General features: G+C 51.7%; 20 protein-coding genes. 10 read left to right on the forward strand and 10 right to left on the reverse strand.

What is annotated here, in order from left to right; all coding sequences use genetic code 11:
* Window positions 1–356: 356 nt before the first annotated feature.
* The gene (locus tag ACSTTG_RS23405; RefSeq protein WP_438476528.1) at window positions 357–623 is read right to left on the reverse strand and encodes a YihD family protein; all 267 of its coding nucleotides are present in this window, start codon (window positions 621–623) and stop codon (window positions 357–359) included.
* 559 nt (window positions 624–1182) lie between these two features.
* Window positions 1183–1350, reverse strand: coding sequence for a hypothetical protein (locus tag ACSTTG_RS23410; protein WP_438461195.1), 168 nt, complete (start codon window positions 1348–1350; stop codon window positions 1183–1185).
* Window positions 1351–1655: 305 nt separating this feature from the next.
* Between ACSTTG_RS23410 and ACSTTG_RS23415 the strand changes: the two genes are divergently transcribed.
* On the forward strand, window positions 1656–2453 hold the full coding sequence (locus ACSTTG_RS23415) for a sporulation protein (protein WP_438476530.1): 798 nt from the start codon (window positions 1656–1658) through the stop codon (window positions 2451–2453).
* Between the two features lie 71 nt (window positions 2454–2524).
* Entirely contained in the window at window positions 2525–3172 is a 648-nt protein-coding gene (gene trhA, locus ACSTTG_RS23420; protein ID WP_438461217.1) for a PAQR family membrane homeostasis protein TrhA, read from the forward strand.
* A gap of 21 nt (window positions 3173–3193) precedes the next feature.
* On the opposite strand, the gene ACSTTG_RS23425 is transcribed toward trhA, so the two are convergent.
* The 5 genes from ACSTTG_RS23425 to def all read right to left on the reverse strand — a co-directional run bounded on the left by ACSTTG_RS23425 (window position 3194) and on the right by def (window position 8940).
* A complete protein-coding gene (locus ACSTTG_RS23425; RefSeq protein ID WP_438476531.1) occupies window positions 3194–4651 on the reverse strand; it encodes a TrkH family potassium uptake protein in 1458 nt (485 codons plus the stop codon).
* 11 nt (window positions 4652–4662) lie between these two features.
* A complete protein-coding gene (gene trkA, locus ACSTTG_RS23430) occupies window positions 4663–6039 on the reverse strand; it encodes a Trk system potassium transporter TrkA (RefSeq protein ID WP_438461192.1) in 1377 nt (458 codons plus the stop codon).
* A gap of 64 nt (window positions 6040–6103) precedes the next feature.
* Window positions 6104–7384, reverse strand: a complete 1281-nt coding sequence (rsmB, locus tag ACSTTG_RS23435; RefSeq protein WP_438476532.1) for a 16S rRNA (cytosine(967)-C(5))-methyltransferase RsmB — start codon at window positions 7382–7384, stop codon at window positions 6104–6106.
* 72 nt (window positions 7385–7456) lie between these two features.
* Entirely contained in the window at window positions 7457–8404 is a 948-nt protein-coding gene (fmt, locus tag ACSTTG_RS23440) for a methionyl-tRNA formyltransferase (RefSeq protein ID WP_438476534.1), read from the reverse strand.
* A gap of 17 nt (window positions 8405–8421) precedes the next feature.
* On the reverse strand, window positions 8422–8940 hold the full coding sequence (gene def, locus ACSTTG_RS23445; protein ID WP_438476535.1) for a peptide deformylase: 519 nt from the start codon (window positions 8938–8940) through the stop codon (window positions 8422–8424).
* Between the two features lie 137 nt (window positions 8941–9077).
* On the opposite strand from def, the gene ACSTTG_RS23450 reads away from it, so the two are divergent.
* Genes ACSTTG_RS23450 through ACSTTG_RS23465 form a run of 4 tightly spaced genes read left to right on the forward strand, consistent with a single transcriptional unit; the run spans window position 9078 to window position 12088 of the window.
* On the forward strand, window positions 9078–9911 hold the full coding sequence (locus tag ACSTTG_RS23450; protein ID WP_438461188.1) for a hypothetical protein: 834 nt from the start codon (window positions 9078–9080) through the stop codon (window positions 9909–9911).
* Window positions 9904–11028: a DNA-processing protein DprA gene (gene dprA / locus ACSTTG_RS23455; RefSeq protein ID WP_438461187.1), complete on the forward strand. Its 1125-nt coding sequence runs from the start codon at window positions 9904–9906 to the stop codon at window positions 11026–11028. Before ACSTTG_RS23450 ends, dprA begins: the two co-directional genes overlap by 8 nt.
* Entirely contained in the window at window positions 11025–11501 is a 477-nt protein-coding gene (locus ACSTTG_RS23460; RefSeq protein WP_438461186.1) for a DUF494 family protein, read from the forward strand. The genes dprA and ACSTTG_RS23460 overlap by 4 nt, the downstream gene beginning before the upstream one ends.
* Window positions 11502–11509: 8 nt before the next feature.
* Window positions 11510–12088, forward strand: a complete 579-nt coding sequence (locus tag ACSTTG_RS23465) for a DNA topoisomerase family protein (protein WP_438461185.1) — start codon at window positions 11510–11512, stop codon at window positions 12086–12088.
* A gap of 236 nt (window positions 12089–12324) precedes the next feature.
* On the opposite strand, the gene ACSTTG_RS23470 is transcribed toward ACSTTG_RS23465, so the two are convergent.
* The gene (locus ACSTTG_RS23470; protein WP_438461184.1) at window positions 12325–13461 is read right to left on the reverse strand and encodes a 5-(carboxyamino)imidazole ribonucleotide synthase; all 1137 of its coding nucleotides are present in this window, start codon (window positions 13459–13461) and stop codon (window positions 12325–12327) included.
* 3 nt (window positions 13462–13464) lie between these two features.
* The gene (gene purE / locus ACSTTG_RS23475; RefSeq protein WP_438461183.1) at window positions 13465–13950 is read right to left on the reverse strand and encodes a 5-(carboxyamino)imidazole ribonucleotide mutase; all 486 of its coding nucleotides are present in this window, start codon (window positions 13948–13950) and stop codon (window positions 13465–13467) included.
* 183 nt (window positions 13951–14133) lie between these two features.
* On the opposite strand from purE, the gene tsaC reads away from it, so the two are divergent.
* Genes tsaC through ACSTTG_RS23495 form a run of 4 tightly spaced genes read left to right on the forward strand, consistent with a single transcriptional unit; the run spans window position 14134 to window position 16752 of the window.
* Window positions 14134–14691: an L-threonylcarbamoyladenylate synthase type 1 TsaC gene (gene tsaC, locus ACSTTG_RS23480; protein ID WP_438476536.1), complete on the forward strand. Its 558-nt coding sequence runs from the start codon at window positions 14134–14136 to the stop codon at window positions 14689–14691.
* A 19-nt stretch (window positions 14692–14710) separates the two neighbouring features.
* Window positions 14711–15643 carry an oxygen-dependent coproporphyrinogen oxidase gene (gene hemF / locus ACSTTG_RS23485; RefSeq protein WP_438476537.1) on the forward strand — a complete coding sequence of 311 codons (933 nt, stop codon included), beginning with the start codon at window positions 14711–14713 and terminating at the stop codon, window positions 15641–15643.
* A gap of 12 nt (window positions 15644–15655) precedes the next feature.
* Entirely contained in the window at window positions 15656–16489 is an 834-nt protein-coding gene (gene aroE / locus ACSTTG_RS23490) for a shikimate dehydrogenase (protein ID WP_438476538.1), read from the forward strand.
* Window positions 16489–16752, forward strand: a complete 264-nt coding sequence (locus ACSTTG_RS23495; RefSeq protein ID WP_438476539.1) for a DUF1488 family protein — start codon at window positions 16489–16491, stop codon at window positions 16750–16752. The genes aroE and ACSTTG_RS23495 overlap by 1 nt, the downstream gene beginning before the upstream one ends.
* Before the next feature lie 106 nt (window positions 16753–16858).
* Here the strand turns inward: ACSTTG_RS23495 and ACSTTG_RS23500 are convergent, their stop codons facing one another.
* Window positions 16859–17404, reverse strand: coding sequence for a gamma carbonic anhydrase family protein (locus ACSTTG_RS23500; protein WP_438476540.1), 546 nt, complete (start codon window positions 17402–17404; stop codon window positions 16859–16861).
* Window positions 17405–17943: the final 539 nt, after the last annotated feature.

The following is a 17943-nucleotide window of genomic DNA, read 5'->3' on the forward strand; positions in this document are numbered from 1 at the left end:
TATGACGGTAAGCAGCGATTATACCGCGCCCATTGGCAAAATGTAGCTAGTGGTATCACTTTTATAACTTTTTATTAACCACGCAATAAGGGGCGAGGTGCGGGGACGGGCTTTGCCCTACGAGGTGCGAGGAGTGAAGTGCAATGTGGAAGTTCTCGCCTCTGCCCTTGGGCATAGCAGGGGCGGGGTTCGGGGTTCAGGCTAAAGCCCTCCGAGGTGCGAGTGGCTCAACGCGCGTTGGGAGCTCCTCGAACCTCGGAACGAAGTGTAACTCGCGCCTCGAAACTCGGTGTTCTCGCCTCTGCCATTCGGTGTAGAAAAATGAAAAGGCGACCGATTGGGTCGCCTTGGGTGGGTTATTCGATGACGCCGCGCGCTTTTAGGATAGCGGTTTTGAAATCATCTTCTTGGTCTTTTTTCAGGCCTGGGATCATCTCGTCTTTGCCGCTGTTGCGCATCTTGAGGTGATAGATCAGCACATCATCGGTCAGATCTTCTAGTTTGCCATCATAGCCGGCCTCTTGGGCAAGCTTGGCAATAAATTGCATTAGGTTGAGTTCTTGGTCTTTTAGCCATTCTGGCTGCATTAGCTCGATGAGCTCTTCAATACGATGACACTGCATCACTTTCTCCGCTGTACTTTCATTATATGAGTAGTTATCTGTTTAAAGTACCAGATATTGACGGATAAGCTCAAGAGCTTAAGGGGCGAGGTTCGGGTTTCGGGCTAAAGCCCTCCGAGGTGCGAGTGGCTCAATACGCGTTGGTAGCTCCTCGAACCTCGGAACGAAGTGTAACTCGCGCCTCGAAACTCGGTGTTCTCGCCTCTGCCCTTGGGCATAGAAGGTGCGAGGTTCGGGTTTCGGGCTAAAGCCCTCCGAGGTGCGAGTGGCTTAATACGCGTTGGGGGCTCCTCGAACCTCGGAACGAAGTGTAACTCGCGCCTCGAACCTCGGTGTTTTCGCCTCTGCCCTTGGGCATAGAAGGTGCGAGGTTCGGGTTTCGGGCTAAAGCCTTCCGAGGTGCGAGTGGCTCAACACGCGTTGGGGGCTCCTCGAACCTCGGAACGAAGTGTAACCCGCACCTCGAAACTCGATGTTCTCGCCTCTCGAAACGAAGTGATCTCGTCTCTCGCCTCTGCTTTCAAAGAATAAAAAAGCGCAGACCACGCTGCGCTTTTCGTTATGCGGCTTTCACTTGTTTAGCTGAGGTTGGCGCTAGGCGCGCTTGTTGCTCGACTAAGCTCATTGATGGAGCCGTTTTTTTTGCCACTGGAGCAGAAGTAAATCCGCTACGGCGGCGAGCCGCACTGCGATATGAGTGCGAAGACCTGACGGTAGTTGGGCGCATTCGTTTACCTAACTGTCAGGCATATCCATTGCCGAAGTAATGGCCTTACTGATCTTGAGTACTGCCTTGCGCGAATGGGCAAAGTTTGCTCTATGGCTCACGCCTATCCAATCCACCAGTAAGGGTTAATGACACACAGGTGTCTTTTTAATAGTAACACTGCTGCAATAAACGATCGATAATTAATCAAACACGGTGCGGAAATGTGTCCATTGCTTAGTTTCGTTGACAGGGAAATGGTGTATAAATGAAACAGTGGCAAGCGCATACAGTGGTTGTGGCAATTTAGGCTCAAGGAGGTAGCAATGTCTTTTCTCAAGAGAACCTTAGCAAGTTTTGGTATTGGATCTGCCAAGGTCGATACGATATTGCAGCAAAATGTTTTGTATCCGGGGCAACCTGTGGCGCTGAAAATCTATGTTTATGGGGGGCGCAGCGAGCAGGAGATTGACAATATCGATGTCAATTTGTGTTGTCAGTACATGGTCGAGGAGCCAATCCAGCGTACCGGTGAAGGCGGTGATCCGTTGCGCACTCACCGCGTCAAGCGACCTTATGTCTTGGGTCATTGGCAGTTGCCCTATGCATTTACTATTCACCCAGGCGAGACGCGCGAATTTGATGTCAGCATTGATGTGCCATGGAACACCCCGATCACGGTTGGTGATTCCAAGGTGTGGCTGGAAACAGGGCTAGATATCTCGCACGCGATTGATCCTACTGACAAAGACATCTTAACCGTTCGACCCGATCCACTGACCGAAGGCGTGTTTGCAGCCCTAGAAGCACAGGGCATGAGAATACGCCAAGTGGAGTGTGAAGAGACCAAAGGATTTTCGCTGCCATTCGTTCAAGAGTTTGAGTTTGTCCCGACTACCGGTCCTTATCATGGCCGCTGGCGTGAGTTAGAAATAGTGGCTCACCGCAGCCATGATGAGCTCGAGCTGTGGCTTGAGGTGGATCGCAATAAAACCGGCGTGCAAGGCATGATGGCGAGTCTGCTCGGCGGCGGTAAGCTTCAGCGACATATGGTGCTCTCGAGTCAACTGACCTCAGAGCAAGCTGGTCAGCAAGTGATCGAGTATCTAGAGGCGCACTGCTAATTTAAGCTTACACTTGTACGCTTAATCTGCGATACTGACCACAGAGATGATAGACACTCGGTGGTCAGATGATGCAAAACAAACAACAATACACTGCGCGTGAGGAGTTACTCAATGCGTTAACCCATGGGCTTGGCATTGTGCTGGGGATTGTGGGTTTGGTATTGCTCCTGGATAAAGCCCTCGCGCAGCAAGCTGATGGTATGACTATCGCCAGCATGGCCATCTATGGGGCAAGCGTCATTTTACTGTTTCTTGCCTCAACCCTTTATCATGCTATTCCTTCACCACGCGCTAAGCGCCTGCTTAAGACCTTCGATCATTGTGCAATCTATTTGCTGATTGCCGGTAGTTACACCCCATTTATGCTGGTAAGCCTACGCACTCCACTGGCGATAGGGTTAATGGCGGTGATATGGCTGATTGCCTTGGTGGGGATTATCTTGAAGGTCGCCTTTATCTATCGCTTTAAACGCCTATCTCTAATGACGTATCTGGCGATGGGTTGGCTGTCATTGGTGGTGATCTATCAACTGGCACTGCGCCTGGATGTCGCCGGCCTTTCTCTGCTTGCTGCGGGTGGCATCACCTACTCACTGGGGGTGATCTTCTATGTGGCCAAGCGTATTCCGTTTAATCATGCGATTTGGCACGGTTTTGTCTTGGCGGGCTGTGCTTGCCACTTTCTTGCCATCTATTGGTTTGTCGTGCCGGTTTAGGGGGCTGGTGTTTTAAGGGGATTAGCGGCGCCAAAACGCGGGGAAGAACAACACCATCAAGGTAATTATCTCAAGGCGCCCCAAGAGCATTCCTAAGCTTAGTATCCATTTGGCGCCATCGGGTAGCGGCGCAAAATTGCCCGTCGGACCAATCACGCTGCCCATGCCTGGCCCAACATTCGCCACGGACGTGATTGCGCCTGAGATGCTGGTGACTGGGTCAAGTCCCATGGCACTGAGCATGCCTGCTATCACGATGACAGTGATAAAGAACATCAGGCCAAAGGCGACTATCGAACGCACAATATCGTCGTTGACCGGGCGCTGGTTGTAGCGCTGCACAAACACGCCGGATGGGTGGATAAGCTTCATCATCTGTTTGGTCAGCAGGGTGCGTGCGATTTGAAAGCGAAAGATCTTGATCCCTCCAGACGTTGAGCCAGAGCAGGCACCGGCCATCATCAGAAAGGCAAACAGGGTCGTCGGTAGTGCGCCCCAGGCGGTGAAGTCCTCTAGCCCAAAGCCGGTTGTGGTGACCACAGAGACGATATTAAACATCGCCACCCGCACGGCGTCAGCAATCGTATAGCCATCACGAATCACTAACCAAGCACTGATGATCGCGCTCGTCAGCAGAAACAGGTAGCTAAATCCTCTGACTTGCTCATCACGCGTCAGTAGTGAGAGCTGCTTCTTCTTCAGTGCCATCACAAAAAGTAAGAAGGGCAGCCCCCCTAGGAACATAAATAGCGTCGCGACCCAGTGTGCACTGTGTGAGAAGCGATTCATAGAACTGTCTGAGGTGGAGTAGCCACCGGTAGATAGGGTGGTAAACGCATGATTGGTCGCGTCGAGGACGCTCATCCCGGTAAGGGTGTAAGCCACCAAGCAGGCAAGGGTGAGAAGTACATACACCGCAACAATGTTCTTCGCGACGGTCTTGGCCTTTGGGCTGCTCTTATCCGACCAATCGGACGACTCGGTTTGGAATAAGCGCATCCCACCCACGTTGAGCATCGGCAGGATGGCGACGGCCATGACAATAAAGCCGATCCCGCCGAGCCATTGCAGCGTTGAGCGCCACAGCAAGATGCTTGGTGCCATCTCATCGAGACCACTCAGCACCGTTGAGCCGGTGGTGGTGATCCCTGACATGGTCTCAAAATAGGCATCGGTAAAGCTGATATGGTTGATTAAGACAAATGGCAGTGCTGCAAAGGCGCTGGCGATGGTCCACACCAGGCTTGTGATCAAAAACATATCGCGCACCCCGAGTCGAAAAGGGCGCGTTCTGCCAACAGTTAGGCACACCAGTGCGACTAAGTGGGTGATCAGTACCGACTGACCAAACTCAAGAAAGCCACTGGTGCCGGATTCGCTACGGGCAAAAAAGGCCAAGAGCGTCGGTAGGTACATAAACAGGGCGAGTTTGGATAACACGAGCCCTATAACAAACAGTACCGGACGGACATTGACCATAGCTTTGCCTTCTAGAGGAAGAATGGGCTGGGTTGGAACAGCGCCTCAACATCGGGCACATATTTCTTATCAACCAAGAACATCACCACGTGATCGTCTTGTTCGATAACGGTGCGGTCGTGCGCGATCAGCACCTCTTCACCACGCACAATAGCGCCGATAGTGGTGCCTGGCGGTAAGCGAATATCACCTATCGCGCGACCCACGACTTTCGAGGTGGTCTCATCCCCGTGGGCAATCGCTTCAATGGCCTCAGCCGCGCCACGCCGTAGCGAGGAGACGTTGACGATATCAGCGCGGCGGACGTGGGTCAGCAGCTCTGAAATAGTCGCCTGCTGGGGCGATATCGCCACATCAATCACACCGCCTTGTACAAGGTCGACGTATGCACCGCGCTGGATCAAGACCATGGCCTTTTTCGCACCCATCCGCTTGGCCAGCATCGCCGACATGATATTGGTTTCATCTTCATTGGTCAGGGCGATAAACACATCGACCTGATCGATATTTTCTTCGTTGAGTAGCTCTTGGTCCGCAGCATCACCACAGAAAACGATGGTGTTCTCGAGATCCTCAGATAGGCGCTCGGCGCGTTGGTAGTTGCGCTCAATCAGTTTCACGCTGTAGCTCTGCTCCAAGCGCTTGGCGAGTGCTGCACCGATGTTACCACCCCCAACGATCATCAGGCGACGATACGGTTTTTCAAGCCGCTGCAGTTCACTCATCACCGAACGGATATGGTTACTGGCGGCAACAAAGAACACCTCATCATCGGCCTCGATGATGGTGGTGCCTTGTGGGCGAATGGGACGCCCCTGACGGAAGATGGCGGCAACTCGAGTGTCGATGTGTGGCATATGCTCGCGCAGGGCAGAGAGGGCATTACCCACTAGTGGGCCGCCATAATAGGCTTTCACCGCCACAATGCTGACCTTTTCTTCAGCAAAGCTCACCACCTGAAGTGCGCCAGGGTATTGGATCAAGCGCTCGATGTAGCTGGTGACGAGTTCTTCTGGGGCGATTAGGTGATCAACAGGAACCGCGCCCGATTGAAACAGCGCCTCTTTTTCGTTGAGGTACTCACGAGAGCGTATCCGAGCAATACGGTTTGGGGTGTTAAATAGAGTAAACGCAACCTGACAAGCCGCCATATTGGTTTCATCGGTATTGGTGACCGCAACCAGCATATCCGCATCTTGCGCGCCGGCTTCACGCAGCACATCGGGGTGACTTGCATGACCGTTAACCACACGCAGGTCGTACTTGTCCTGAAGCTCGCGCAGACGGTCACTGTCTTTATCGACGATGGTGATATCGTTGTTTTCACCCACCAGATTCTCAGCCAGCGTGCCACCCACCTGGCCTGCACCAAGAATAATGATCTTCATTTTTTGCTCTCTTAAAATGCAGCCACCCATAACGGGTGGCTTGTCATCCTTGTGTGTTTACTGACTAGACGTGTTTTTTCAACACGGCGTAGTAGAAGCCATCCATATCTTCCTCGCCTGGGAGGATTTGTCGACCCGGCTCGGCTGGGTCACTATCGATCAGGTCGACATTGTCGGTGCGAGCCAAGAAGGCTTTGACCTGCTCAACATTTTCTTGCGGTGTGATTGAGCATGTTGCGTAGACCAGTGTGCCACCCGGTTTCAATTGTTGCCACATTGCGTCGAGAATTTCACTCTGGAGTGCAGCCAGTGCCGCAATATCATCGCCACGACGCAGCCACTTAATGTCTGGGTGACGACGGATGACGCCCAGTGCTGAACATGGGGCATCGAGTAGGATGCGATCAAACTGTTCGCCTTGCCACCACTCGTTTGGCTCTCGTGCGTCACCACAAATCACCTCAGCCTTTAGATTCAGGCGTTTGAGGTTATCGTGCACACGCTTAAGGCGTTGATCATCACAGTCAATCGCTACCACTTGAGCATCCTGAGTACGCTCTAGGATATGCGCGGTTTTGCCACCGGGCGCTGCGCAGCAATCTAAGATCAGCTCACCATCTTGCGGCTTGAGGTAGTCAACGGACAATTGCGCCGCCGCATCTTGCACTGAGACCCAGCCTTTCTCAAACCCAGGCAATTTATACACGTCACAAGGTGAGGCCAATTTTATGGCATCCTCAGCTTGGCTGTGCACGCTGCTATCAATGTTTTCATTTTTGAGCAGCTCAAGGTACTCATCACGGCTGTGGTGCTGGTGGTTTACGCGCAGCCACATCGGCGCCTTACTGTTGTTGGCCTCGATGATGCTCTCCCACTGCTGTGGGTAGCTCTCTTGCAGCAGCTTAAGTAGCCAGCCTGGATGGCCATACTTACCCGCGTTATGGCTAACCGCCTGGGCATCGAGTTGCTCTTGGTTGCGCTGGTAGTTGCGCAGCACCGCATTGATTAACCCACGCAGGCGAGGGCCCTTGAGTGTTTTGGTTGCCTCAACGGTTTCACCGACGGCCGCATGAGCTGGGATGCGCATAAAGCTCAGCTGGTAAATACCGACCAAAATCAGGTGATGGAAGACGCGCTGTTTGCCCTTAAGCGGCTTATCCATCAGCTCACCTGCGATCGACTCAAGGCGCGGTAAATAGCGCAGAGCGCCATAGCAGATTTCCTGTAGCAGGGCGTGATCGCGTGGCTTGATGGTTTGTTGGGCCGCAGGGAGTGCGGAAGAGAGAGAGTGGCCTTTGTCGACCACGTTAAATAGGACGTTGGCGGCTGCCGCACGAACATTCATAGTGAATACCTTATGCTAAGGGAGGGCATCTCTGCCCTCAAAATGTACTCTGACCCTATAGGGTCGTTTGGGCTAGATAAGCTGTGAGCCCACTTCGAACCAACTGGCACGAGAGTTAAGGATATCTTGTACCGACATGGCTTTTTTACCCGGCACCTGTAGCTGTTCAAGCACCAAAACACCATTACCCGTAGCGACATAGATGCCGGTTTTATCCGCTTGCAGGATAGTTCCCGCTGGCTTGTCCGACGTCTGGTCGGCAACTCGGCTCTGCCATACCTTGATGCTATTGTCTGCTGCGCTAAAGTGGCTCATCGGCCATGGGTTAAACGCACGTACGCAGCGCTCAATATGCTCAGCATCTTGGCTCCAGTCGATGCGCGCCTCTTCTTTGCTCAGCTTCTTAGCGTAGTTGGCTAGGGTATCGTCTTGCTTTTCAGCGATTGCGCTGCCGTTGGCGATCTCAGCCAGGCAGTCAACCAACGCCTCAGGACCAAGCTCAGCCAGCTTTTCGTACATGCTCGCACTGGTATCTGTTGGCTCAATCGGCAGAGTGGCAATCTTCAGCATATCACCGGTATCTAGGCCAATGTCCATCTGCATGATGGTTACGCCCGTCTCTTTATCGCCTGCCCAGATAGAGCGCTGGATTGGCGCGGCGCCACGCCAGCGAGGTAGGATAGAGCCGTGCACATTGATACAGCCCAATTTAGGCGTATCCAATACCGCTTGTGGTAGCAATAGACCGTAGGCGACCACGACCATGATATCGGCATCAAGCTCAACCAGCTGCTGCTTGGCTTCTTCGGACTTAAAATTCTCCGGTTGGTAAACCGGAATGTCGTGCTCTAGCGCAATGGTTTTGACCGGGCTTGCTGTGAGCTTTTTACCGCGTCCAGCAGGGCGGTCGGGTTGGGTGTACACCGCGATGACTTCATGCTCTGAAGACAATAACGCCGCCAAGTGACGGGCGGCGAAATCGGGAGTACCAGCAAAGACAATTCGTAATGGCTTGCTCAAGGTTGGCTCCTTTGTTGTTAGGCTCTAGCTTGCTTTTCGTTGAAGCGCTTGATCTTGGCAAGCTTGTCTTGGATACGCTTACGCTTGAGTGGCGATAGGTAATCGACAAACAGTTTGCCTTTTAGGTGGTCAAGTTCGTGCTGAACGCAGATCGCCAGTAGTTCATCTGCATCAAAGGTGATCTCCTCACCGTCACGGTTGAGCGCTTTTACGCTCACTTCAGCAGCGCGAGGCACTAGAGCACGCGCGCCAGGTACCGATAGACAACCTTCTTCAATGCCGTCTTCACCGCGCTTTTCAGTGATCTCAGGGTTGATTAGAACCATAGGCTCTTCGCGTGATTCAGAGATATCAATCACAACGATGCGCTGGTGGATGTCCACCTGGGTTGCAGCTAGGCCAATGCCTTCTTCTGCGTACATGGTCTCTAGCATATCGTCAACGATTTGCTGGATTTCAGGCGTCACGGCTTCAACGGGCTTTGCCACGGTACGAAGACGTTCGTCTGGGAAACTTAATACATTTAAAACAGCCATAAACACTCAAATATTGAACTGTGCCGAAAGAGCACGATGTTGATGGGACAATTCTAGACATTTTATAACCGAAATGACAGCATCAGGGCGTGCAATTTCAGGATCGTTATCGGTAAACAGAGCCAAGGAATAACGTCATGAAGCGAATAAAACTAGCCTCATCTATCTATGCTTTGGTCACACTGCTTTGCTTGGGCGTAAGTTTTGGGGTGTCTGCCATCCCTCGTGTTATTGAGTTGAGCCCCAAAATGAGGGTCGCGACGCCAAACATCCCCAAGCCCACGCAAATGACGGATGATTTGCAGGTACGGATGCTTGAGTGGCCACACTGGCAGAAGGCAAGCCGAGTGATTAGCGGTGAGGGGAACCGACATTACCTCGGAAGTACGGCGCGCCTCTATGTTGAGGGTGAACATCCAGGTGCTTCTTGGGGACTATATCGTCAAGTGCTGACTTTGGATGGTAGGTCTAAGGTCATCGTTGTCCAAAAAGTGGCTCGTGGTCGCTCGCAACTGGCAGAGCAGGGTATGACGCGAATCGCGCTGTTGGATCAGTCCGAGGAACTGCGTGGAGGCGAGATAGCGCTAATAGAGAGCCAGACTGATCGGCTGCCATCGTTTAGCGTGCAATCAGGGCCAAGGCAGGTAAAGCCAGCGATTGTGGCGTTTGTCTCTGGGCGTAAGTTTGTCGCCAAGGGAGCATGGTTAGTGCTGAACAAAGGCACCGAAGATGGATTGCAGCCCGGTAGCACGTTTGATCTGTTTACTGCCCAAGAGCGAGAGCAAAAGGCTCTCTCCAACCTTCCCACCTCAGACCAACGCGTCGGTCAACTGGTTGTGACCTACTCTCATCAAAGTCATAGCCTGGCCACCATCATTGAGGCCAACGAGCCGATTGATAGCCAAACCTTACTATTGCCTGCCACTGTTCGTCATTCGCAGATCAAATCCGGTGTGGATGACGATGACTGAGCGACAATTGATGGCTTGGCTAAGCCTGGCCTTTATTCCCAGACTCACCGGACAAGCTTTTGTGCGCTTGCTAGCCAAAGCTCCAGCTGAACATTGGCTGGATTTGCCTACTAAAGAGTTAATTGAGGCGGGCTTTAGTCAAGCGCAGGCAAGCTATCTTAAGCAAGAGTCTGAGTCGCGAGTCACCCCCATGCTTGAGTGGCAGCAAGGGAAGGGTAAAGCAATAATTACCCCGCTTGATCCTAGCTACCCGGCGCTTCTTGCTGAGGTGTCCGTCCCACCTCGGGTGCTGTTTGTCGAGGGGCAAGCAGACAGTTTGCACAGTACTCAATTGGCGATGGTTGGTAGTCGCCATGCCACGATTGATGGCCTCAATGATGCCAAGCGCTTTGCCGCTGAGTTGTCGCGTTCGGGAATCACCATCACCAGTGGTCTAGCTCTGGGGATTGATGGCAGTGCTCACCACGGTGCACTTGAGGCCAAAGGCGTCACGATTGCGGTGCTTGGCTCTGGGCACAACCGCCTCTATCCAGCCAAGCATCGCTCACTTGCCGAAAAGATCATTGAGTGTGGCGCTCTGGTGTCAGAATTTCCACCCGACACACCGCCTAAACGAGTTAACTTCCCCCGGCGTAACCGGATTATAAGCGGTTTGGCCACTGGTGTGCTGGTGGTTGAGGCTGCCGAAAGGAGCGGCTCTCTGATCACGGCGCGCTATGCCGCCGAGCAGGGGCGTGAAGTGTTTACTTTGCCTGGGTCGATTCATACCCCAACTTATCGCGGCAATCATCAATTGATTAAAAATGGCGCCTGCTTGGTGCAGACGGTTGATGATATCCTGGTTGAAATTGACACCTTGGTGCGTTGGAGCCAGCAAGCTCAGTCTCAACTTTGCTTCGAATCAGCGCATCAAATCAGCGCAAACGGTGATGAGCCGTTGCCATTTCCCCAACTGTTCGCTAACGTAGGACTGGAGCCGACGCCTATTGATATATTGGCGACTCGGACCCATATAAATATACAAGAAGCAATGAATCAAATTCTTGAGCTTGAATTACTCGGTGCGGTTAGGGCTGTTCCGGGTGGCTACGTTCGTTTAGGGGGAGGCAAACTATGATGATGGACATTTTGATGTACCTGTTCGAAACCTATGTCCATAGTGATGCAGAGTTACAAGTCGACCAGGACGAACTGGAAGATGAGCTACTCAGAGCGGGTTTCCAGGAAAAAGACATCTACAAGGCGCTGCATTGGCTTGAAGAGCTAGCAGCCCTGCAGCAGAGTGATGACCATGCGGCGATTGCTGCTGGCGGTATGACCTCAACTCGCATCTACACCAGCAAGGAAACGGATCGACTCAATGTTGAGTGCCGTGGCTTTTTGATGTTCCTTGAGCAGGTGGGCGTTTTGAAAGCCGACATTCGCGAGATGGTGATCGACCGCATCATGGGGCTTGAAACCAATGAATTTGAGCTCGAAGATCTGAAGTGGATTGTATTGATGGTGCTGTTTAATGTGCCAGGCAATGAGAATGCATACACCCTAATGGAAGAGCTGTTGTACTCAAAAGAACAAGGTGTTCTGCACTAAGTCGCGTTATGAGTAGTAAGATCGACAATCAACTGTTTTCCGCCCACGAGCATGCGCTTGACCAACAAGTCTGCCCGGTTTGCCAAGAGCAAGGGCGCACAGGTGAGCTTGAGATGCGTCATGGTAAGCACGGCGCCTTTCTTGGCTGTAATCAATACCCAAGTTGTGAATACATTCGCCCGCTGCAACAAAATGATGGCCATATCATCAAGCACCTTGGCGTGGCGTGTCCTGAGTGTCAGCATGAGCTTGTCTTGCGCCAGGGACGTTATGGCATGTTTATCGGCTGCAGCCACTTCCCTGAATGTCATCATATTGAGTCGCTCAATGTGCAAGAAGAACAAGCACCGGCTAGCATTACCTGCCCTGAGTGTCTCAAAGGCCACTTGGTCGAACGTAAAACTCGCCACGGCAAAACCTTTTATGCCTGCGACTCCTATCCCAAATGCCGCTTTGCAGTGAACCTGCCACCTATTGCCGGACAATGTAGCGCTTGTGGCTTTAATCTATTGGTTGAGAAGAAACGAGCGTCGGGCAAGGTACTTCTGTGCGCCGATAAAAAGTGCCAACACCAACAAGAGCTTTAGAAAAAGGGGCGAGGTGCGGGGACGGGCAGAGCCCTACGGGGAGCGAGGGGTTTAGTGCTCGCGGTGCATAAGTCGCTCTACTACACTAGATATAACCTGTTTTGAATACTAAAAAGGAGCCACAAGGCTCCTTTTTTGCGTCTAAATATTGGATTAGAAGGCCCTACACTAGGAACGAAACACTCGCTGAAGACTGCTCGCTCCTCGGAACGAAGTGTAACCCGCTCCTCGCTCCTTTAAGATAGACGATTTTTTTCCGCAAACTCGTGAACTGCAGGGTAAGCTTGGCTATCCAGTTCATCCGCGAGAGTAATCAATTGCTGCGTCAGTGCGGCTTTACTGTCTGCGCAGACGTTGATGTGTCCCATCTTGCGTCCCGGGCGCTTGTCTTTGCCATACCAGTGGATGTGGCAGCCTTCGATTGCTAACAAGCTATCTGGCAGTGTGTCTTCACCCAAGATGTTGATCATTGAGGTTTGGCGGATCAGCTTGGTGCTGCCAAGCGGCATACCGCAAACCGCGCGCAAGTGGTTTTCAAACTGACACGTGATCGCACCTTGTTGCGTCCAGTGGCCAGAGTTGTGTACGCGCGGCGCAATCTCATTGACCAGCAGCTGACCGTTAACATCGAAGAATTCGAGCGCCAGTACGCCGACATAGTCGAGGCTGTTCGCTACGGCGGTGAACATCTCTTTTGCCTGTGATTGCAGAGCTTGGTCTTCAATCGCGGTAGAGAGTGAGAGTACACCGTTGGTATGAACGTTTTCAGCCAGCGGGTAGACCTCAACCTGACCGTCTTTGCCACGCGCACCAACCAGAGAAACCTCGCGGTTAAATGGAACAAACTCTTCCGCTACGATAGCTTGAGTTGCGGTCGCAGCAATACACTCTGCCATCTCGTTCCAGATCGCATCGACATCATCTCGCGACTTTAAGCGCCATTGGCCCTTGCCATCGTAACCACCGAGCGCGCTTTTTAGCACCATCGGGATACCCACAGTCTCAATCGCTTGCTCGAAGTCTTCGCGGCTGTTGATCACCGCGTACTTGGCATTCTTTACCCCAGCGTTGTCGAGTAGGGCTTTTTCGATGCGGCGATCGCCGCCCGCTTTAATCGCATCTGTGGTTGGGAGGAACTTGCCGCTGCGCTCACAGATATCCAGCACGTCGTGTGGAATATGCTCAAATTCGGCCGTGATCACGTCCGCTTGCTCAATCGCATTCTCCAAGCCGTGGCCAACTACGGCTTGAGTCAATGGGTGAACAATGTTCTCACTGCCCACATCGAATGCTGTGATTTGGATGTTTAGCGGTGCACCCGCTAGCGACATCATGCGTGCTAGCTGACCGGCACCTAAAACAAGCACCTGCATGGATTAGTCCTCAGCTGGGTTTGGGTTAGCAAGAACCGTTTCGGTTTGTTCATTGCGGAAAGCTTCGACCTTCGCCATGACTTCTTCATCGTGGGTACCGATGATTTGCGCGGCAAGAATACCAGCATTGGCAGCGCCTGCTTCACCAATTGCCAAAGTACCGACTGCGATACCTTTTGGCATTTGCACGATAGACAGCAGTGAGTCCATGCCTTTTAGTGCACGTGATTGTACCGGTACACCCAGAACTGGCACGCTAGTGAACGCGGCTGCCATACCCGGCAGGTGCGCAGCGCCGCCAGCACCGGCGATGATCACTTTGATACCACGCTCTTTAGCGCTGTTTGCGTAGTCAGCAAGTAGCTGAGGAGTACGGTGAGCTGAAACCACTTTTGTTTCGTAAGGCACGCCAAACTGATCCAGCATGTCTGCTGCTAGTTTCATTGTTGGCCAGTCAGATTTTGAACCCATAATGATGCCGACTTTCATCTCTTGCTCCTAAATAATCACAATTTGAGGTGGTAAAGTAGAATTTGAGCGCATTATACGAGTATTTGTGTTGCAAGCAAACGTTTGCGCGCGATGGCAAAAAAGAATAGTGTTTGCACTATTAGTTAAGTCATAGCAAAGTCTCAGTTCAATACCATTTTCAATTATGCCGGGAGTGACAGCGTGGACAATTTTGCAGCGGCGATTGATGCCCTAACTCAAGGAAAAGTGATAGCCTATCCGACCGAAGGTGTGTTTGGGGTAGGGTGCGATCCTGATAATCCACAGGCGATACAGAGCCTGCTTGCCATTAAGCAGCGCCCGGTTGAAAAAGGCCTGATCCTGATAGCGGCTAGCTACAAACAGATTAAGGACTATATTGATGAAACTCAGCTCAGTGAAGCACAGCTGGCGGCTATCCGCGCGACTTGGCCAGGCCCTGTGACATGGGTTGTTCCGGCGAGCGATAAAGTCTCGTCTTGGGTGTCCGGTCAGTTTGATTCAGTCGCGGTTCGCGTGACTGACCATCCGTTAGTCCAACAGCTGTGTCAGCAGTTTGGCAAGCCGATCACCTCAACCAGCGCCAACCTAACCGGCCAGCCTCCGTGTAAAACTCATCAAGAGGTGGTGGAGCAACTGGGTAATCAGCCGGTGACGATTGTTGAAGGTGAGACCGGTGGGCGAGCCAACCCAACGGAAATCCGTGATGCCAAAACAGGTCAGGTGTTTCGTCAGGGTTAATTAAAATAAAAGGAATACAGTGTCAGTGATCGACAAACATGCAGTAAAAAACTACCTCCTTGGGCTTCAAGATGAGATCTGCCAACAGCTTGAGCAGGTGGATGGCGGTGCTCGATTCGTTGAGGATGCGTGGTCACGAGAGCAAGACGACAAGCTAGGCGGTGGTGGCCGCAGTCGAGTGATGAAAGCCGGTGACGTTTTCGAGCAAGGTGGCGTCAACTTCTCTCATGTCACAGGCGCGAAAATGCCAGCCTCAGCAACGGCGCATCGTCCAGAGCTTGCCGGGAGACGTTTTGAAGCCATGGGCGTCTCTTTGGTTATGCATCCCAATAACCCCTTTGTGCCGACCTCGCACGCGAATGTGCGTTTCTTCATTGCCGAAAAAGACGGTGAAGCGCCAATCTGGTGGTTCGGTGGTGGTTTCGATTTGACGCCCTTCTATCCATTTGAGGCCGATTGTATCGAATGGCACCAAACCGCCAGCGATCTTTGTGCCCCTTTCGGTGAGGAGGTGTACTCAGAGCATAAGGCTTGGTGTGATAAGTACTTCTATCTACCCCATCGCAACGAGACCCGAGGGGTAGGCGGACTATTTTTTGACGACCTCAATCAGTGGGAGTTTGAGCGTTGTTTCGATTACATCAAAGCGGTGGGTGATGGCTATTGTCGCGCTTATCTGCCGATCGTCGAGCGACGTAAGAACACACCATTTACCCAGCAGCAGCGTGAGTTCCAACTCTATCGCCGTGGCCGCTATGTTGAGTTTAACCTAGTGTATGACCGCGGCACGCTATTTGGCCTGCAAAGCGGTGGGCGAACCGAGTCGATCTTGATGTCGATGCCACCGTTGGTACGCTGGGAGTACGGCTATCAGGCTGAGCGTGGTTCAGCCGAGAGACAATTGACCGATCAATTCCTCAAGCCACGAGATTGGCTAGAGCAAGAAAAATAAGGAAAGCAAACAATGAATTCGCCAGTGGACCGTTACTTGGTGTTCGGTAATCCGATCAAGCAGAGTAAGTCACCTTTTATTCATACCCTGTTCGCGAGACAGACCAATCAGGTGATGGAGTACTCCATGGCAGAGCCAGAGGTAGGGCAATTTACCCAGGCCGCTCGTGATTTCTTCGCCCAAGGCGGCAAAGGATGTAATGTCACCATGCCGTTTAAACTTGATGCGTTCGAGTTTGCTGACCGTCTGACGGAGCGCGCGCAACTTGCTGGAGCCGTTAATACGCTTAAAAAGCTGGATGATGGGCAGATCATCGGTGATACCACCGATGGTGCCGGGCTGGTTCAAGACTTGCTCAATGCACAGGTGGAGCTCACGGGGGCGCGAATTCTGATGATTGGTGCCGGTGGTGCTTGTCGCGGGGTGTTGCAGCCATTGTTGGAGCAAAAGCCCAAAGAGCTGCTGATCACCAATCGTACTTACAGTAAAGCGTGTGAGCTTGCCGAGCTGTTTGCGCCATTTGGACCGATTCGTGCGGTACAAGCGGATGAGTTAACCAGTGAATTTGATGTGGTAATCAACTCTACGGCATCCAGCATGACCGGGGACCTGCCTGGAGTGCCTGATTGCATCTTTTCATCGATTACCACGGCCTATGATATGACCTACAAACCTCAGCAAACCAGTTTTAATCGCTGGGCAAAAGAGTCAGGGGCAGCCAAGACCTTGGATGGGCTTGGGATGTTGGTTGGTCAGGCGGCGGAGAGCTTTATGGTTTGGCGTGGTTTGATGCCGGGTACCAAGCAAGTGTTGCGTGAGCTGCGAAAGAACTTTGAGGGGCAATAATGAACCAGTCGATCTTATTTCCAGATATGCAGACTTGGGACTCAGTGTCGCAGCGGGTTATCTTCCCTGCTCAGCAAGGTGGTGCGTTGATCGAGTGCGTTATTAGCCTAGTGCAACTCGAGAAAATGGTATCACGCTCGCTTGAAGGTGAAGCAGAGGTACTAAAAGCGTTTGCCGAGTTGCGTTTTGATCTTGAAGAGTGGGCTGAGCAGCAAATAGAAGACGAAGAGTTCAATAGCCAAGGTCAGATTGAGCTTAGCTAACCAAGTGCGGCTGAGTCTATCGTTAGGGTCTCCTCTATATGAAAGAGGAGGATGCAATAGGGATGCTTAGCCGCACCGTATAGCGCTAAAGCGACATTAATAAGACTTAGACTGGAGCGACGTGCTCTAGGTAATCGTTCTTGTTCTCGACATAATTGTTCGCCGAGCGCTTGAGAAAGGCTAACTCCTCTTTACTCAGTGGGCGAGCCTGTTTGACTGGGCTGCCTATATAGAGATAGCCAGACTCTAGTCTTTTGCCTGGTGGAACAAGAGAGCCCGCACCGATCATCACTTGTGATTCGACCACAGCACCATCAAGCACGATCGCCCCCATACCAACTAGCACCTCATCGTGGATCTCACAGCCATGTAGCATGACTTTATGTCCAATCGTGACATCACTGCCAATGATAAGCGGGTAACCATTCGGGTTTTCTGCGTTCTTATGGGTAACATGAAGTACCGAGCCATCTTGAATATTGGTGCGCTTACCGATATGGATATGATTCACATCTCCTCTTGCGGCGACCAGAGGCCAAATACTCGAATCGTCGTCTAAGACAATATCGCCGACCAAAACCGATGTTTCATCTATATAGACACCCTTGCCAATCTGAGGGGCAATACCTTTATAGCTTCTTAAACTGGTCATATTTACACTCAATCTCCAATAATTCGTCGTTTCATACGGTGAATACTAGCTAAAATAGCCCTTTTCGAATGAAAAATCACCAAACGCAAGAAAAATACAAAAAAACTGGAAAAAGCGCTTGCCAATGTGACGCAGCTCTCTATAATGCCACCCCACTGACACGGCAACGGTCGCAAGACAACAGCTCAGCTCAGTAAGTGCAAGGCTTTAAGCGAATCGCTTGAAAAAAGATTTAAAGAAAGTGGTTGACACGATAACTTAAATCGCTAAAATGCACGTCCGCTTTGAGAGAAAGCTCACAAAGCGAAGCTCTTTAAAAATATAAACCTATCAATCTGTGTGGGCACTCGTTGATGATAATCCAATTCGATACTTCGGTATCAAATTAGGTTTCAATGAACTGAGTGACCAATCGGTAGTAATACCGGCACAGTCAATTCACATATCGTTAGATATGAATTCAGTATTCATTGAGCCGACAAAATCTTAAATTGAAGAGTTTGATCATGGCTCAGATTGAACGCTGGCGGCAGGCCTAA

Origin of the sequence: Vibrio glycogenivorans, from assembly GCF_051660965.1 — a bacterium.
Taxonomy (GTDB): Bacteria; Pseudomonadota; Gammaproteobacteria; order Enterobacterales; family Vibrionaceae; genus Vibrio.

Coding starts and splice junctions, on each gene's coding strand:
- def (WP_438476535.1), bottom strand. CDS start 8,940: ATGGCTGTTTTAAATGTATTAAGTTTCCCAGACGAACGTCTTCGTACC.
- ACSTTG_RS23415 (WP_438476530.1), top strand. CDS start 1,656: ATGTCTTTTCTCAAGAGAACCTTAGCAAGTTTTGGTATTGGATCTGCC.
- ACSTTG_RS23410 (WP_438461195.1), bottom strand. CDS start 1,350: ATGCGCCCAACTACCGTCAGGTCTTCGCACTCATATCGCAGTGCGGCT.
- ACSTTG_RS23500 (WP_438476540.1), bottom strand. CDS start 17,404: ATGACCAGTTTAAGAAGCTATAAAGGTATTGCCCCTCAGATTGGCAAG.
- ACSTTG_RS23460 (WP_438461186.1), top strand. CDS start 11,025: ATGATGATGGACATTTTGATGTACCTGTTCGAAACCTATGTCCATAGT.
- ACSTTG_RS23470 (WP_438461184.1), bottom strand. CDS start 13,461: ATGCAGGTGCTTGTTTTAGGTGCCGGTCAGCTAGCACGCATGATGTCG.
- aroE (WP_438476538.1), top strand. CDS start 15,656: ATGAATTCGCCAGTGGACCGTTACTTGGTGTTCGGTAATCCGATCAAG.
- ACSTTG_RS23450 (WP_438461188.1), top strand. CDS start 9,078: ATGAAGCGAATAAAACTAGCCTCATCTATCTATGCTTTGGTCACACTG.
- trkA (WP_438461192.1), bottom strand. CDS start 6,039: ATGAAGATCATTATTCTTGGTGCAGGCCAGGTGGGTGGCACGCTGGCT.
- trhA (WP_438461217.1), top strand. CDS start 2,525: ATGCAAAACAAACAACAATACACTGCGCGTGAGGAGTTACTCAATGCG.
- dprA (WP_438461187.1), top strand. CDS start 9,904: ATGACTGAGCGACAATTGATGGCTTGGCTAAGCCTGGCCTTTATTCCC.
- ACSTTG_RS23425 (WP_438476531.1), bottom strand. CDS start 4,651: ATGGTCAATGTCCGTCCGGTACTGTTTGTTATAGGGCTCGTGTTATCC.
- ACSTTG_RS23465 (WP_438461185.1), top strand. CDS start 11,510: ATGAGTAGTAAGATCGACAATCAACTGTTTTCCGCCCACGAGCATGCG.
- ACSTTG_RS23495 (WP_438476539.1), top strand. CDS start 16,489: ATGAACCAGTCGATCTTATTTCCAGATATGCAGACTTGGGACTCAGTG.
- purE (WP_438461183.1), bottom strand. CDS start 13,950: ATGAAAGTCGGCATCATTATGGGTTCAAAATCTGACTGGCCAACAATG.
- ACSTTG_RS23405 (WP_438476528.1), bottom strand. CDS start 623: ATGCAGTGTCATCGTATTGAAGAGCTCATCGAGCTAATGCAGCCAGAA.
- rsmB (WP_438476532.1), bottom strand. CDS start 7,384: ATGAATGTTCGTGCGGCAGCCGCCAACGTCCTATTTAACGTGGTCGAC.